We start from the raw sequence: 15,433 nt of genomic DNA on the forward strand, positions 1-15,433 counted from the left end.
CTGCAGGCGGCTCCGCTGTCTCCGACGCTCCGGAGCCTCAGCCCGGGTAGGAGGGGTACTTCGCCGATATGTCGATGAGCTTCTGCCAGGCGTTGGAATTATAGGAGTAGATCTCGCCCGATGAGCTCGTCACGAGAATCGAACGACCATCCTCACCGGAGGCGATCCTACTGCCGTCGGGGACCTCTCCCAGCTGCGCAGGAGGCCCGGTGACGCCGATGCGGAACGGCTGGACTCGTTCGCCCTCCGTTGCAGCCAACGCGACCAGCGAGGTCGACCCGGCCCAGGAGATGTCCTTGATCTCGTCGAAGTTCGACCCGACCTCGATCGGCGCATCAGACACGGCATTAGACGGGTTTCCCGCCTTGTCACGCGGAATGCCGACGACGTCGATGCGTGAGGGCTCGCCCTTGTGCCTGCTCAACAGTGCAATCCGAGTGCCGTCGCGCGAGACTTCCAAATCGATGAGGTCTCGACCGGACAGGATGTCGGTGGCGATCGTGTATTCCTTGCTGTCCTCCCCGATGGCTGTGAGCTTGCCCTTGTTGTCGCGTTCCCCGGTCCAGACTGTGTTGAACCGATCGATGCTGGGGCGTACGAGCCTCTTGCCCTTGAGGATCGGAGTCGCGTCGACGGTGTCGGCCTTGAGGCGCATCAGCTCCTGCCCGGAGTTCTGCAGGTAGACGTAGAGCGAATCGTCGAACGAGACCGCTGGGTCGCTGGCCTTGGCCTTTGACAGGTCCGGACTGTTCTCGACTTTCGCCACAGTTGTGCCCGAGATGCGTGAGAGCCGGTCTTTGGCCAGCACCACCGGGGGCCCGTCGACCTGGACCGAGGAGTCGGTCTTCGGCTGCAGACTCTCCGACACGACCTGTCCGCCGATGGTCAGTTCGATGCTCGAAATTGAGGGGATGACCTTCAGCGTCGATGCGATCTGCTGTCGGATCATTCCCTTCTCCTGGTCCGTCGGCGTGTCCCCCTGGTTGCTCAGGGCGATGTGTGCGACGCCGTTCTCGATGGTCACCACGTTCGTATCGCTGAGTTTCGCTCCGTCGGGTATCGACGTCACGACCGCGCCCGAGAGATAGGAGGCCGGACCGCTGAGAAGTTCATTGATGAGAGCTGTGGGCGTCGACGAGGAGCGGAGGAACCAGCGGGAGTCGGGAACCAGGTAGGAGTAGTCGGAGGTGAAGAACTGCAGAGAGTAGTTGAGGAAGATCGTCTGGAACTCTGTCTGGGAGATCAGCAGACCGTCGGGTGCCGAGGCGATGCGCCATTCACCGTTCTCCTGCCGCAGGGAGAATTCCAGATTCGACTGGGTACCCGGTTTGGTGGAGTTGAAGATTCCCGACGAGTTGACGAGTCCGACGACCGGCACAGATATCGTCAGCGTCTTCTGGTCGGAGGTGACTTCGGCGTTGATCGAATCCAGATCTGTTTCATTGGGCAGCAGCGACACCGACTCCTGCGGGTTCCACTCCTGCGCCTCGGCTTCGGTGAGGAAGGATTTGGCGACGGAGAAGTTGTTTCCGGTTCCCGCGCCGGCAGAGAGGAAGCCGCGGACGATCTCACCGACGCTGTCGCCGGGTTCGGGCCCGTCTGGGATCCGAGCGCTGCTGGCACCCGGGTCACCGGATCCTGCCTCGATGTGTCCCACGGGAGAATCGCTCGGGATCGAGGAGCAGGCCCCCAGCGCCAGGCTGGCCAAGACAGCGAGGACGAGCATCTGCAGACTCTTCTTACCTCGGGACGTCGTCATGACTGCGATCCTCCTTTAGGTGCTGTCTCCGGGGGCCAAACGGTGTCCATGTCGATCTCAATGCCAGTGTCGTCGCCGACTGGGTGCTCGGCGGCTTCGTCAGTATCGGTCGCTGCGTCAGTTTCGGTGTCGGTGTCGGTGTCGGTGTCGCTGACGTGCTCCGTGGCTTCGTCAGTATCGGTGGCTTCGTCGCTAGGGTGATCGGTGGCTTCGTCGAAATCGGTGCCCGTATCGCTGACGTGCTCGGCGGTTGCGTGGTCGAGTTCGTCGTCTGCGGGTTCGGCCTTCTTGGAGCTGTCCTCGGCGTCCGAATTCTCAGCGTCGTCATCGATGATGGCAGCGTGACCGCGGACAACCTCAGGCGCATCAACATACCCTTCGTGGGTGGGAGGAGCCTGACCGGTCTCGACCACGATGGGAATGGATCCGGTCTGGATCCGCACGGAACCGTCCGAGGACAGCGGCCCAGCCACAAGGGCTGCACCCTGGATCTGGGCATCCCGAGGCGGCAGAGGCAGAGGCGAGGAGGTGATCTCCTGATCGGGACGACGCGGAATCGTCAGGCGGAAGCAAGATCCTTCTTCAGGTTTGCCCCAGACCTGCAGCCAACCATTGTGCAGGTGGGCGTCCTCGAGCGAGATCGCCAGTCCCAGACCAGATCCGCCCAGGGTGCGTTTGCGGGCGGGATCTGCCCGCCAGAAGCGGTCGAAGACGTGCTCGACCTGTTCGTCGTTCATTCCCACTCCGTGGTCGCGGACGCTCACGGCCACCGCCTCGGCGTTGGAGGCGACATAGATGTCGATCGGGTTCGATTCCCCGTGCTCGATCGCGTTGACGACGAGGTTGCGCACGATCCGGGTGATGCGCACCCGATCGACTTCGGCCATCACCGGCGAAGACGGGGCATGGACGACGATGTTCGTGTGCATCTGATCGGCCACCATCGACACTGTCTCGATGATCGAGGTGACGATGGCTCCGATGTCGACTGGCTTGGCCACCAAGGCAGCGGCACCGGCATCATAACGGGAGATCTCAAGCAGGTCCGAGAGGAGATTGTCGAATCTCTCGGCCTGCGAATTCAGAAGCTCAGCGCTGCGGGCCGTGACGGGATCGAGGTCATCACGGGAATCGTAGATGAGGTCCGCCGCAGCCCGAATGGTGGTCAGAGGTGTGCGCAGCTCGTGGGAGACGTCGGAGACGAACTGGCGCTGCAGCACCGACAGTCGCTCCATCTGCTGAATCTGGTGCTGAAGGGTGTCAGCCATGTCATTGAAGGACTCCCCCAGCACCGCGATTTCGTCATTGCCGTGGACGGGCATGCGTTCGTCCAGGTCACCATCGGCGATCAGACGTGCCACCTCGGCGCCGGTGCGCACAGGTGTGACCACGAGTCGGGTGACGATCCACGCCACAGCACCCACGAGAACGACGAGAACGAGGGCGGCGACGAGCATCGACCTCTGGACGAAGTCGAGTGTGTCCTGCTGCTCGGACAGGTCACCCAGGTAATAGAGCTGGAACTGACCGGCACCGGGGATCTGGAGCTCCTGGGAGATCAGGAGCCCGGGTCCAGACCCGTCGGGAAGCGCCACCGACTGGTAGAGCATGTCGTCGGTCGGGGCCTTGCCGATGGCGTCCTTGAGCTCACCGGTGATGGGAACTTCGGTTGCCGCACCGTCGGAGTCTGTCGACCCTGCGCTGATCGTTGAGAACGAGGAGTTCGGGTCGCTGGGCTCCAAGGTCAGCGAATACACGGATCCGGTCGACCGGTTGTAGATCGACGACAGCTGAGAGCTCAGATTCTCCTGTGTCACGGCCTGTCCGTCGACGGGGGCGAGGCTGCGCAGCTCCGAGACGATGGTCCCGGCTTGGGATGACAGGGACTGGAGGCGAGTGTCGAAGAGGCCACGCGAAATCTGCTGTGACATGTACGTCCCCACCCCGAAGATGGCCACGGAGGTGAGGACGATGGTGAGGACGACGATCCGCAGCTGCAGAGAATGACTGAACGAACGGAGGAGGAACTTCCACAACGTCCGGATCGCCGAGGCTGCGGTGCGGATCGCTCCGCCCACAGCCGAGGAGCGACTCACGCCGCTCTGCCTGCCTTATATCCGACGCCGCGAACGGTGACGATGATGTCTGGCTTCTCCGGGTCGCGTTCGATCTTCGAGCGCAGACGCTGCACGTGCACGTTCACGAGACGTGTGTCGGCAGCGTGCCGGTATCCCCACACTTCTTCGAGCAGGGTCTCGCGTGAGAAGACCTGCCATGGCTTGCGGGCCAGGGCCACCAGCAGATCGAACTCGAGCGGAGTCAGTGAGATCGGGGAACCGCCCTTGGTCACGGTGTGACCGGCAACGTCGACGACGACATCGCCGACGGTGAGCAGCTCCGGCGCCTGCGGTTCGGAGATCCGCAGGCGGGCTCGCACCCTGGCAATGAGCTCCTTGGGTTTGAAGGGTTTGGGAACGTAGTCGTCGGCACCGGATTCCAGGCCGAGGACGACGTCCACGGTGTCCGATTTCGCCGTGAGCATGATGATCGGCACCGAGGAGATCTCGCGGATCTCTCGGCAGACCTCGAGTCCGTCCTTTCCGGGCAGCATGAGGTCGAGGAGGACGAGGTCCGGGTTCACCTTCTCGAATTCTCCGAAGGCCTGATCGCCGGTAGCGCAGAAAAAGGGCTCGAAGCCTTCACTTTTGAGCACAATTCCGATCATTTCGGCCAAAGCCGTGTCATCATCAACTACGAGGATACGAGCGTTCATCTGTCCATTGTCGCTTATGAGCACCCAATCTTTCGACCTCGACACCCCTACCTGTGAACGCAGACGTTGTGAACTCGGCTTCAAGGGGCGATTCGACTCGGCGGCTGACTGCGAAACATGGCAGGATTGCTTGGTGATGGGACGATCGAATGCGTGGACCTCAGAGGTCGATTGGCAGACCGGTCAGTGGCAACGACGAGGTCAGGGCCCGACGCATCACGAATGGCACCCGCCTTCCCCGCGTGGAGTCCTGGCCAAACGACCGCTGACCTTCTTCGAGGTGCTCGATTCCGGTTTCCGGCTTCTGCGCTTCGTCCCTGGTCTCACCATCGGTGCGGCCCTCATCGTGTTCACGCTCTGGACTCTCCTCCTCACTGCCGTCGGAACCTTCGTCGTCATTGAGTTCCTGCCCTTCCTCAACGATCTCGTCAGCAATGACGATGCGATGTCCGGGTTCTTCCTGCTGGCGCAGATGGGATCGTTCGCTATCAGTCTGCTCAGCCTCGGCGTCGCCCATTTCCTTGCCGGACTGGCCGCCGCTGGTGCCGAGAGCTCGTTCGGGGCACGCAAGACCACGCTGACGCAGTCGTGGATGTCGCTGCGCGGGCGCCGCTGGTCTCTGATTCTGGCCGCAGCGCTCCTGGGCGCGATCAATCTGGGTCTGCTCATTCTGCTCGGGCTGCCTTCTCTTCTGTTCGCACTGTTCGACAACACGGTCCTTGCGATCATCACCGCTTTCATCGCTTTGGGACTCTGGCTCTGTGCCCTGATCTGGCTCAATCTGCGATTCGCCTTCACCGGCTCCGCGATCTCCGTCGAAAGGTTGGGTGTGCGTGCCGGGCTGAGACGCTCCTGGAGCCTGACCGGCACAGGCTTCTGGCGCACCTTCGGACAGCTGGGTCTCGGCTATTTCCTGTCCAACCAACTGGTTCAGCTCGTCATTGCGCCCCTCGTCACGGTCCTCACCGTGATCGCCACGATCGCCATCGGCACCGCTGCCGCCGCCTCCATGTCGATGACGATCATCCTCGCCATCGCGGGTGGAATTCTTCTGCTCCTGACGACAGTGTCCTCAGCAATCCTCTTCGCCTACTTCTCGTGCCTCGTCTGCGTCTGCTACTTCGACCAGCGCATGCGCTGCGAAGGCTTCGACCTGGTCCTCATCCGTCGTGAGGAGGGCACAGAATGAGCCTGCTGAGCGATTCGGTCATCGACCGTGACACCGGCCGTGAGTGGGTCGAACACGAACTGTCGAAGACGGAGTATTCCGACACCGACCTCACCCCTTTGGAACAGCTCGGGCAATGGCTGAGCACCATCTGGAACTCGATCGTCTCCGGGGCGCTGCAGGGCAACTCTCCCTGGCTGATCCTCATCGTCGTCGTGGCCCTGGCGGCCATCGTCGGTCTCATCATCTGGCGGGTGCGTCGGGTCGGGCTGCGGAAGACGACTCTCCCCTTGTCGGCTTTCGACCCCGTCGTCGCCTCACCTGAGCCCGGTCCCTGGAGGGACAGCGCGCGGGCCGCCGCGCAGCGTGGCGATATGAGATCCGCAGTCATCGACTCCGCACGTGCCATCTTCGCCGTACTCTCTCAGAAGCACATCGTCACGCTCGATTCGGCGTCGACTGCCAGCGAGCTCAGCCGCACGGCCGGAGACGAACTGCCCGAGCACCGACTGGAGCTGGCCCGAGTTGCCGAGGTCTTCAATGACCTCCTCTTCGGCGAGGACTCGACTCAGACTTCAGCCGCTTCTCTGCATACGACCTATAGCGATTTCCTTGCACTCGATGAGACCCTGAGCGCTCTGAGTCCCCGGCACCGATCGGCGGTGGCCTCATGAGTGCCCTCATCGACGTCGCCACCAGAGGCACACGGTCGAGTGCGGCGGTGCCGCTGACGGCTCGGCTGAGATCGGCTGGAGTGTGGATCGTCGCGGCCGTCGCCATCCTCATCACAGTGATCGCGACGATGCTGATGACGTCCGATCGTGACTCCGAGGCACCGCTGCACTATGACTCTGCGGCTCGAGAGGGCACGAAGGCCATGGTCGAGACGCTGCGCGACCACGGGGTCGACGTCACCACCACCGAAGATTTCGACACCGCCCATGAAGCCTCAGGCCAGCCCGGGACGACACTCCTGATTCCGACGAAGGCCGATCTGCTCTCGCAGGGCGACGTCGACGGCTTCCGGTCCCAACTCGCCGCCAATGACAACCGGCTGGCGCTCATCGATCCCGGCTATTCGGTCCAGGACTTCACCGACCGCATCACAGTCGATGACAGCCTCAGCCCCCTGGCGACACCGGATGAGATCTCACAGCCTGGCTGCGAGGTCCCGGCCGCCCAGGCTGCCGGTGCGGTGGAGACCGGTGATGCGCAGTATGCCGAGGCCCGGAAGGGTATTGAGGGGCTGAGCACCTGCTATCCGTTCGCCGGCCCCGGGGTCACTCAGATCGACGGCGGTGAGGTCACCCCCGGGTCGGCGCACGGACAGCTCATCGTCGATGAAGGCGGCGGAGGCACGGGCGACTTCCCCGTCACCGTCCTCGGCAATTCTGACTGGGTGACCAATGCCGGCATCGATGAGGAGGGCCATGCCTCGCTGGTGCTCTCCCAGCTGTCACAGACTGACCATCTTGTCGTCTACTACCCCACCGATTCCGGTGAGTTCGAGTCGGCTCCGTCGACTCTGGACTATGTGCCCAGCTGGTTCATCGCCGGGGCGCTGTGGCTGGCTCCGTGTGTGCTGATCCTGCTGCTCATCCTCGGCCGCAGGTTCGGTCCCCTGGCCGTCGAACGGCTCCCGGTCATCGTCCCCGCGGTGGAGACGGTGCACGGGCGGGCCGCTCTGGCCGCTCGCAGCCATGACCGGACGGGGGCTCTGCACACTCTGCGCACGGGTGCCCTGCTGCGCATCGCGAAACGGTTGGCATTGGGTCCTGAGGCCGGCCGCCACGACATCATCGCCGCCATCGTGAACGCGACCGGCCGCGACCCGGCCCAGGTCGAATCGGTCTTCTCCTCCGCGGTGCCCCGCACCGACACAGATCTGGCGGACATCGTCCATCTGCTCACTCTCATCGAAAGCGAGATCTCATGACACAGGCTCCAGGCGAGAACGCCGCCCAGCAGCAGAACCCCGCACAGCCGGCGCAGGCCCCACACCCGCAGGCCCAGCAGCCGCAGCACACCCAGCCTGATCCCCTGCGGGATTCGTTCATCGAAGTGCGCACGCAGATCGCCAAGGCCGTCGTGGGGCAGGACCAAGCGGTCACCGGTATGCTCATCGCCCTGCTGTGCCAGGGACACGTGCTGCTCGAAGGTGTGCCCGGTGTCGCCAAGACATTGCTGGTGCGCAGCTTCGCCACCTCGGTCAGCCTCGACAACACCCGCATCCAGTTCACGCCCGACCTCATGCCCAGCGATGTCACCGGTTCCCTGGTCTACGACGCATCCGTGTCGAACTTCGAATTCCGGCCCGGCCCGGTGTTCACGAACATCCTCATCGCCGATGAGATCAACCGCACGCCGCCCAAGACACAGTCGGCTCTGCTCGAGGCCATGGAGGAACACCAGGTCTCGGTCGGCGGAGGGTCCCGTGCCCTGCCCGAACCCTTCATGGTCGCAGCAACCCAGAACCCCCTGGAGTACGAGGGCACCTATCCCCTGCCCGAGGCTCAGCTCGACCGGTTCCTTTTCAAACTCGTGCTCGGACTGCCCGAACGTGACCTGGAATTCGAGATCCTCGACCGTCACGCGCGCGGCTTCGACGCCTCCCACCTCGCCGAGGCGGGACTGACCCCCGTCGTCGATTCGGCCATGATCGCCCAGGCGCGGGAGCGAATCGCTGAGATCTACATTGCTCCGCAGGTCATCACCTATATCGTGGATCTGGCCCGAGCGACTCGACAGGCACCATCGCTGGCTCTGGGAGTCTCTCCCCGCGGTGCCACGCGGATGCTCGGTGCCGCACGCGCCTATGCCTGGCTGTCGGGCCGCGGCTATGTCACCCCCGATGACGTCAAGGCCCTGGCGCACATGACCTTGGGTCACCGTGTGATCCTGCGTCCCGAGGCACAGATGGACGGACTCAACGTCGATCAGGTCCTCAACTCGATCATCGCGACCACCGAAGTCCCGCGCTGAATGACGACGCGACTGCTCCTGCTGGCCCTGCTCGGGCTCGTCCCCGTCATGCTCGTGCCGGGGTGGACGAGTGCGTTGATCGTGTCCGGCATCATCGTCATCGTGGCACTGCTCGACTTCTTCCTCGTTCCCCCGCCGAGGTTGGTCTCCCTCCAGCGCACACCCGGGCCCATGGTCCGGCTGGGTGACCCCACCGACTGCACTCTCACCTTGGTCAACGACTCCCCGAAACATCTGCGCATCGCAGTCCGTGATGCGTGGTCACCGAGTGCCGGGGCGAAGAGCACGCGCTCAGAATTCGACTTACCCCCAGGCGAGAACACACAGGTGGTGACGCAGCTTCTGCCCGTGCGCCGCGGCGCACTGCACGCAGACAAGGTCACCATCCGCTCTCGCAGCGTCCTCGGTTTCATCGTCAGGCAGAAGAGCTTCGATGTGCCGGCGATCGTGCGGGTCCTGCCTCCGTTCATCTCTCGCCGCGAACTTCCTTCGAAGACGCAGAAGCTGCGAGAACTCGACGGGCGGTCTGCCGTGATGATCCGCGGCATGGGCACGGAGTTCGATTCGCTGCGCGACTACGTCGACGGTGATGATGTGCGCTCAATCGATTGGCGTGCCAGTGCCCGCTCCCAGGACCTGGTCGTCAAGACCTGGCGTCCCGAGCGTGACCGCAGGGTCGTCATCGTCGTCGACTCCTCGCGGCTGGCTGCGCGACGGTGCGGCGACGGCACGATCTTCGATGCCGCCCTGGAGTCTGCTCTGCTGCTGACCGCTCTGGCGTCGGGAGCAGGTGACCGCGTCGATGTCGTCGTCGCCGATGCACGCATCCGCGCAATCGCTTCGAGCCATCGGTCGAAGGACCCGGTCCATGACCTGTCGGTGGCGCTGACCACGGTCCATCCGGAACTCTACGATGCCGACTGGGAGCAGATCTCGACGACGGTTCTGGCCACCTCACGCCAGCATGCCCTCGTCGTCCTCGTCACCGCTTTGGATGAGGGCAGCGTCGCCGATGAGATCCTGCCGGTTCTGCCCACAATGTTGGCCCGTCACCGCGTGGTGCTGGCCTCGGTGGAGGATCCCGCCTTGGGCGAGCTGGCGGCCAAGCGGGCGAGTACCGATGAGATCTTCACAGCCGCCGCTGCGGAATCGGAGCTGCTGACGTCGAAGTCACTGCAGACTCGTCTGCGTGGAGCCGGTGTCCAGTCCGTCGAAACCGGTCCCGATGACCTGCCCGGTGCGCTGGCTGACCTCTACATCAATCTCAAGGCCACCGGGAGACTGTAGGCGCTTCACTCATCGGTTGGAGCCCCGACCAGCCGGTGGTGAGGATCTCTACCGGTCGGTGGCGCGGATTGAGTAGCCAGCCTGATGCTCGTCGAGGTCGGCACTGAGCTCGGCCGAGGCGGCACGTTTGCCGAAGTACCAGGCGTAGGCGATGACCAGCGCGGTGCAGGCCACGCCGATGGCGATCTTCAGCGCCGGTGGAATCGGGTTCGGAGTGATGAATCCTTCGATGAGTCCCGAGATGAACAGCATGATGATCAGTCCACCGGCGACGGTCAGCAGCGACCTGGCCTCCGAAGCCAGCTTATTCCGCCGCAGCCGCGGCCCCGGCACCACCCAGGCGAAGAACAGTCTCAGTCCTGCCGCAGCGGCGAGGATGATGCAGCTGATCTCGGGGATTCCGTGCGGAAGGATGTACAGGAAGAAGTCGGAACCGCGGTCGAACTCGAACATCATCGCACCGGAGAAGCCGACGTTGACTGCGTTGGAGAACAGCCCAGAGACGACGAAGACTCCGGTGATGCCCAAGAGCACGAACTGCACGGCGATCCACGCGTTGTTCGTCCACACCCCTACGGCGAAGAAGCCGTTCGGGTTCTCTTTGTAGTAATCGACGAAATCATGTTCGGCGAACTGTTTGCGGAAGGCGTGGTCGCCGAAGGTCTCGAGGACCTCCGGGTGCATGCCGGCCCAGATTCCGGCCAAGCTCGCCACCGCCAAAAAGCACACGGCAACGATGAGGAAGTCCCACCTCAGCCGGTAGATCGAAAGCGGCAGACTGATGACGAAGAAGCGAGAGAGACCACTCAGCCCGCCGGCGGGAACCGCCGAGAGGTGGTTGCGCGAGCGGTGGACTATCGCCGACAGCCGCGCCGCCTCCACAGAGTCAGGGGCCACCGTCATGATCCGAGACAGATCCTTCGAGGCGTCTCGATAGAGGCCGAGAAATCTGCGGGTCTGTGCCGGACTGAGTGTGTTCTTCTTCGCCAGATTGGACAGTTCTCGCCACTCGTCGCCGTGCAGTTCGGCCAGCAGATTCGGGTCCATGGTTCAACCCTATAGGAGAGTCCTCCCGACCCGAATCGGTATCCCAGGCGATCCACCATGAAGTGGCGATGCGAATTATGACAGGATGGATTCGTGAGTACTTTAGTGACGGGTGAAGCCGTCGAACTGAGCATCCAGCCCGCGGCCCTGGCGGCGCGCGCGTTGAGCTGCCTCATCGACTACATCGTCTACTCGATCGTCAACATCGGTCTCATCATCGCCATGTTCTGGTTCCTGCTTCAGGTTCTCGACGTCAATGAACTCCTGCTGACATCGATCATGACCATCATGAGCATCTCCGTGTTCGTGCTCCTTCCGATGATCATCGAAGTCCTCACCCATGGCCGCTCGATCGGCAAGCTCGCTCTCGGCCTGCGCGTCGTCCGCGATGACGGTGGAGCCGTGCGCGCCAGGCATTCGTTCATCCGCGCCATTCTCTGGCCCTTCGAGATCCTCTCGAGTGGTGGCGGTCTGGCGGCCCTCTCCGGGCTGGTCTCGCCGCAATCCAAGCGCCTCGGCGACTATATGGCAGGGACGATGGCCGTCAGCGAACGCACCGCCCCACCCCAACCGGTCCACACGCATGTCTCACCGCACCTGCAGAATTGGCTGGCTGAGACCGACATCGCCACTCTGCCTGCCGGACTGCACCGACGGGTGGTGCAGTTCCTGTCGATGGCGGAGAATCTGGGCCGAGAATCGCGCTGGGAGCGGGCGAAGGAGCTCGCCACCGAACTCAATCCCTATGTCGCACCGGCACCGCCGGAGGGGACCATGCCCGAACAGTTCCTGTCAGCGGTCATCCACCGGCAGCGGTCCGCAGAATTCACGAAACAGCAGCGCCGCAGCGAGCAGTCCCAAGCCTTCCGCTCCGGAGTCAATACCCTCCCACATGGACTGAGCCTGCAGAACCACTAGGGTTCCACAGGCTCAGGTTCGACTCAGCACCACCTCGGCTGGCACCTCATCAATGGCTCAGTACCGGTAGTGCTCGGGCTTGTACGGTCCTGCGACGTCGACTCCGATGTATTCGGCCTGTTCCTTCGACAGTTCGGACAGATTCGCTCCGAGAGCAGGCAGGTGCAGGCGAGCGACCTTCTCGTCGAGTTCCTTCGCAAGCCTGTGCACATCGTTGTCGTAGCGATCGGGGCTGACCCAGAGTTCGATCTGAGCGAGAACCTGGTTGGTGAACGAGGCGCTCATCACGAACGAAGGGTGACCTGTCGCATTGCCAAGGTTGAGCAGGCGCCCTTCGGAGAGGACGAGGAAATCAGTCTGCGCACGGTCAAGCCCCAGCTCGGTGGGCACAGGAACGCGCCATTCGTGGACCTGCGGCTTGATCTCGACCTTGGAGACACCGGAGATCTTAGCCAATCCGGCCAGATCGATCTCATCGTCGAAGTGTCCGACGTTGCCGACGATCGCTCCGGGCTTGAGGCTGTAGAGCACCTCCACGCCGACCACGCGCGTGTTGCCGGTGGTCGTGATGATGATGTCAGCGCTCGGTGCCACCGTGGCGAGATGGTCGACCTGGTAGCCGTCCATCGTCGCCTGCAGGGCGCAGATCGGGTCGATCTCCGTGACGATGACCCTGGCACCCTGACCACGCAGCGCCTCGGCGGCTCCCTTGCCGACGTCACCATATCCGACGACGACAGCGATCTTGCCGCCGATGAGCACATCGGTGGCGCGGTTGAGGCCATCGGGCAGAGAATGGCGGATCCCGTATCGGTTGTCGAACTTCGACTTCGTCACAGAGTCGTTGACGTTGATGGCAGGGAATGGAAGGTTCCCTTCCTCTGCCAGTCGGTAGAGACGATTGACTCCTGTCGTGGTCTCCTCGCTGACGCCCTTGATGCCGGCAGCCATACGACCGAAGCGGCCGGGTGAGGCCTCGAGCGACTTCCGCAACTGTGCCAGTAGCAGGGTGAACTCTTCCGGGTCGTCCTCGCCAGCGGTGGGCACTCCCCCGTCGACTTCGGCCTGGGCACCCTTGAGGACGTACATAGTGGCGTCACCGCCGTCATCGAGGATGAGGTTCGCGCCCTCGTCGAAGTCGAAGATCTTGTCCGCAGCCCACCAGTACTCTTCGAGAGTCTCACCCTTCCAAGCGAAGACCGGCACACCGGCTGGGGCGTCGACGCTGCCGGTGCCGACGACGACAGCGGCAGCTGCCTCGTCCTGAGTGGAGAAGATATTGCAGCTGGCCCAACGCACCTGCGCCCCAAGTGCGACGAGGGTTTCGATGAGCACCGCAGTCTGCACCGTCATGTGCAGGCTGCCGGCGATGCGCGCTCCCGTCAGCGGTTTGCTCTGGCCGAACTCTTCGCGCAGTGCCATGAGTCCTGGCATCTCGCGTTCGGCGAGTCGGATCTGGTGCCGGCCGGCCTCGGCCAGACTCAGATCGGCAACCTTGAAGTCGGTGGAATCGAGCACGGTACCTCCATCGGGATCGGAAACTGTTGTCGTCTTTCTCGAGTCTATTGCCTGCGGGCCTCGACGAACTCACTGGCCTGTGCGGTCAGTTCGCTCAGGCTCTGCGGATCGCTGGCTTCGACATTGAGTCGCACCAGGGGCTCCGTGTTCGACTTGCGCAGGTTGATCCACCAGTCGTCTCCCTGCAGCCCGATGCCGTCGAGATCGTCGACCGTGTTCGGCGGGAAGTGAGAGGACTCGGACGAGAAGGAGCTCAGGACCGAGTCAGGATCGGCCACGGTGAAGTTGATCTCTCCCGACTGGACGTAGAGGTCGTAGTCGGCGACGAGGCGTGACGCCGGTGCCCCGGTCTTCGCCAAGGCGGCGATCAGGTGGCAGGCTGCGAGCATGCCGGAGTCCGCACCGTAGAACTCATCGAAGTAGAAGTGAGCGGAGTGTTCGCAGGCAAAGACGGCCTGTTCGGTGCGCATGAGTGTTTTGATGCCCGAATGCCCGACCTTCGAACGCACGGCCCGCCCGCCGGCGGCTGCGATGGTAGTCGGAACGCTGCGGGAGGTGATGAGATTGTGGATCACCACCGGTTCAGCGACGCCTGCGGCCCTGGAGCGAACGACCTCGCGTTCGGCGACGAGCGCGCCCACGGCCGAGGGCGACATGGTCGCTCCGGTTTCGTCGATGAAGAAGCAGCGATCGGCATCCCCGTCGAAGGCAAGTCCCAAATCCGCCCCCTGGTCGAGCACTGCACGGGAGACGTCGAGGAGGTTCTCCGGTTTCAGAGGGTTCGCCTCATGGTTGGGGAACGTGCCATCGAGTTCGGTGAACAGCCCGATGACATCGAAGGGCACACTCGCGGACCCGGAATCGGTGCCGAAAACCTCTCCGAGGAGCTTGCCCGCCATGCCGTTGCCGCAGTCAACGACGACCTTCAGGCCTGTGACCTCGTCGACGTGGGTCAGCGTCCGGATGCGTTCGACGTAGCGTTTGCGCATGTCCGCGGCGGCAACGCCGTCGACATCGACCTCAGGTGCAGAGCTGTGGAAGGTGTCAGCGGCGACATGGGCCGGCGCCTGCGGTGCCAATTCCTTGATCCGTCCCAGCCCGGAGGCGAGGCTGACTCCTGCGGCACGTGGCCCGCAGATCTTGATCCCGTTGTAGTCGGCCGGGTTGTGACTTGCAGTGATCATCGCACCCGGCAGATCGAAGATCCCGGAGGCGAAGTACAGCTGGTCGGTCGAGCACAGACCCAGCAGCACCGCTCGATATCCGGCCGACTCGATGCCGGCGGCGAAGGCCTGGGCGAAACCGGGTGAACTGGGTCGCATATCGTGTCCCACGACCACCTCGGCGCTCGAATGGAGTTCCGACATAGCTGTGGCAGTGGCCCATCCGAGGGCATAGAGCACATCGGCATCGAGCTGATCGGGAATGCGGCCGCGGATGTCATAGGCACCGACTGCGGGTTCGAGTGCGGCGGTGCGGGCGGCGACGAGCTCAGGACCGGGTTCGGCCCCGGGCATGGACTCGGTCATGAGTCGCCGATGATGCGCAGGTGACCGTGTTTGCGACCCGGCATCGATCCGTCGCTTCGACCCTCGGAGGTCGAGGATGACCCAGACGACGATGCCGATGCGGCCTCACCTGCCCTGACGCCCTCTCCGGGACGTCCCGCAGCTTCACGGACGGCGTCGGCGATGGCCAACAGATCGTCATGGGTGCGTTCCGGCGGGGCTTGTTCACCTTCGATGCGGATGAGCTGCCAACCCACTGGCGGGGTCAGTTTCGCGGCATGGTCGGCGCACAGGTCATGGGCACCGGGCTCGGCGCGACGCGACAGCGGACCGATGACGACACAGGCATCAGCGTGCACGTACGTCATGGTGGCTGCGGCACTGCGCGAGCAGCTGACTTTTGAACACAATCTCACGGCTGACACAGTCAACCACTTTACACGCGAGCACCGCCTGTCTTGGTCAGCCAGGGC

At 63.5% G+C, this 15,433-nt stretch carries 13 protein-coding genes; 6 read left to right on the forward strand and 7 right to left on the reverse strand.

Features of this window, described 5'->3' with window-relative positions; translation table 11 throughout:
- Positions 1-37 precede the first annotated feature (37 nt).
- The 3 genes from JTF07_RS09110 to mtrA are packed head-to-tail and all read right to left on the reverse strand — an operon-like array spanning position 38 to position 4,532.
- Complete coding sequence (locus JTF07_RS09110; RefSeq protein ID WP_204233936.1) at positions 38-1,759, reverse strand: LpqB family beta-propeller domain-containing protein; 1,722 nt, start codon at positions 1,757-1,759, stop codon at positions 38-40.
- Positions 1,756-3,855, reverse strand: a complete 2,100-nt coding sequence (mtrB, locus tag JTF07_RS09115) for an MtrAB system histidine kinase MtrB (RefSeq protein ID WP_204233937.1) — start codon at positions 3,853-3,855, stop codon at positions 1,756-1,758. Before mtrB ends, JTF07_RS09110 begins: the two co-directional genes overlap by 4 nt.
- The gene (gene mtrA / locus JTF07_RS09120; RefSeq protein WP_143921237.1) at positions 3,852-4,532 is read right to left on the reverse strand and encodes an MtrAB system response regulator MtrA; all 681 of its coding nucleotides are present in this window, start codon (positions 4,530-4,532) and stop codon (positions 3,852-3,854) included. Before mtrA ends, mtrB begins: the two co-directional genes overlap by 4 nt.
- 136 nt (positions 4,533-4,668) lie before the next feature.
- Between mtrA and JTF07_RS09125 the strand changes: the two genes are divergently transcribed.
- Genes JTF07_RS09125 through JTF07_RS09145 form a run of 5 tightly spaced genes read left to right on the forward strand, consistent with a single transcriptional unit; the run spans position 4,669 to position 9,969 of the window.
- Positions 4,669-5,721, forward strand: coding sequence for a hypothetical protein (locus tag JTF07_RS09125; protein WP_204233938.1), 1,053 nt, complete (start codon positions 4,669-4,671; stop codon positions 5,719-5,721).
- On the forward strand, positions 5,718-6,374 hold the full coding sequence (locus tag JTF07_RS09130; RefSeq protein ID WP_204233939.1) for a hypothetical protein: 657 nt from the start codon (positions 5,718-5,720) through the stop codon (positions 6,372-6,374). Before JTF07_RS09125 ends, JTF07_RS09130 begins: the two co-directional genes overlap by 4 nt.
- On the forward strand, positions 6,371-7,636 hold the full coding sequence (locus tag JTF07_RS09135; protein ID WP_204233940.1) for a DUF4350 domain-containing protein: 1,266 nt from the start codon (positions 6,371-6,373) through the stop codon (positions 7,634-7,636). The genes JTF07_RS09130 and JTF07_RS09135 overlap by 4 nt, the downstream gene beginning before the upstream one ends.
- Positions 7,633-8,682, forward strand: coding sequence for an AAA family ATPase (locus JTF07_RS09140; RefSeq protein ID WP_204233941.1), 1,050 nt, complete (start codon positions 7,633-7,635; stop codon positions 8,680-8,682). Before JTF07_RS09135 ends, JTF07_RS09140 begins: the two co-directional genes overlap by 4 nt.
- Positions 8,683-9,969 carry a DUF58 domain-containing protein gene (locus tag JTF07_RS09145; protein WP_204233942.1) on the forward strand — a complete coding sequence of 429 codons (1,287 nt, stop codon included), beginning with the start codon at positions 8,683-8,685 and terminating at the stop codon, positions 9,967-9,969. It begins immediately after the preceding gene.
- A gap of 48 nt (positions 9,970-10,017) precedes the next feature.
- Here the strand turns inward: JTF07_RS09145 and JTF07_RS09150 are convergent, their stop codons facing one another.
- Positions 10,018-11,016, reverse strand: coding sequence for a stage II sporulation protein M (locus JTF07_RS09150; RefSeq protein ID WP_204233943.1), 999 nt, complete (start codon positions 11,014-11,016; stop codon positions 10,018-10,020).
- 93 nt (positions 11,017-11,109) lie between these two features.
- Here JTF07_RS09150 and JTF07_RS09155 point away from each other — a divergent pair, with 93 nt between their 5' ends.
- Positions 11,110-11,934, forward strand: a complete 825-nt coding sequence (locus JTF07_RS09155) for an RDD family protein (RefSeq protein ID WP_353843920.1) — start codon at positions 11,110-11,112, stop codon at positions 11,932-11,934.
- A gap of 57 nt (positions 11,935-11,991) precedes the next feature.
- On the opposite strand, the gene ahcY is transcribed toward JTF07_RS09155, so the two are convergent.
- From ahcY to JTF07_RS09170, 3 genes are read right to left on the reverse strand one after another with little or no spacing between them, the layout of a single operon-like run.
- Entirely contained in the window at positions 11,992-13,452 is a 1,461-nt protein-coding gene (gene ahcY / locus JTF07_RS09160) for an adenosylhomocysteinase (RefSeq protein WP_204233944.1), read from the reverse strand.
- A 44-nt stretch (positions 13,453-13,496) separates the two neighbouring features.
- Positions 13,497-14,981 (reverse strand): phosphohexomutase domain-containing protein, encoded by a 1,485-nt coding sequence (locus JTF07_RS09165; protein ID WP_252199647.1) that lies wholly within the window; start codon positions 14,979-14,981, stop codon positions 13,497-13,499.
- Positions 14,978-15,328 (reverse strand): DUF3499 family protein, encoded by a 351-nt coding sequence (locus tag JTF07_RS09170; protein WP_252199649.1) that lies wholly within the window; start codon positions 15,326-15,328, stop codon positions 14,978-14,980. The genes JTF07_RS09165 and JTF07_RS09170 overlap by 4 nt, the downstream gene beginning before the upstream one ends.
- Between the last annotated feature and the right edge of the window lie 105 nt (positions 15,329-15,433).

Source organism: Brevibacterium sp. RIT 803 (assembly GCF_016892625.1).
In the GTDB taxonomy this organism is placed as follows: Bacteria; Actinomycetota; Actinomycetes; order Actinomycetales; family Brevibacteriaceae; genus Brevibacterium.

Coding starts and splice junctions, on each gene's coding strand:
- JTF07_RS09110 (WP_204233936.1), bottom strand. CDS start 1,759: ATGACGACGTCCCGAGGTAAGAAGAGTCTGCAGATGCTCGTCCTCGCT.
- JTF07_RS09140 (WP_204233941.1), top strand. CDS start 7,633: ATGACACAGGCTCCAGGCGAGAACGCCGCCCAGCAGCAGAACCCCGCA.
- JTF07_RS09170 (WP_252199649.1), bottom strand. CDS start 15,328: ATGACGTACGTGCACGCTGATGCCTGTGTCGTCATCGGTCCGCTGTCG.
- JTF07_RS09165 (WP_252199647.1), bottom strand. CDS start 14,981: ATGACCGAGTCCATGCCCGGGGCCGAACCCGGTCCTGAGCTCGTCGCC.
- JTF07_RS09130 (WP_204233939.1), top strand. CDS start 5,718: ATGAGCCTGCTGAGCGATTCGGTCATCGACCGTGACACCGGCCGTGAG.
- mtrA (WP_143921237.1), bottom strand. CDS start 4,532: ATGAACGCTCGTATCCTCGTAGTTGATGATGACACGGCTTTGGCCGAA.
- JTF07_RS09135 (WP_204233940.1), top strand. CDS start 6,371: ATGAGTGCCCTCATCGACGTCGCCACCAGAGGCACACGGTCGAGTGCG.
- JTF07_RS09125 (WP_204233938.1), top strand. CDS start 4,669: ATGGGACGATCGAATGCGTGGACCTCAGAGGTCGATTGGCAGACCGGT.
- JTF07_RS09145 (WP_204233942.1), top strand. CDS start 8,683: ATGACGACGCGACTGCTCCTGCTGGCCCTGCTCGGGCTCGTCCCCGTC.
- JTF07_RS09150 (WP_204233943.1), bottom strand. CDS start 11,016: ATGGACCCGAATCTGCTGGCCGAACTGCACGGCGACGAGTGGCGAGAA.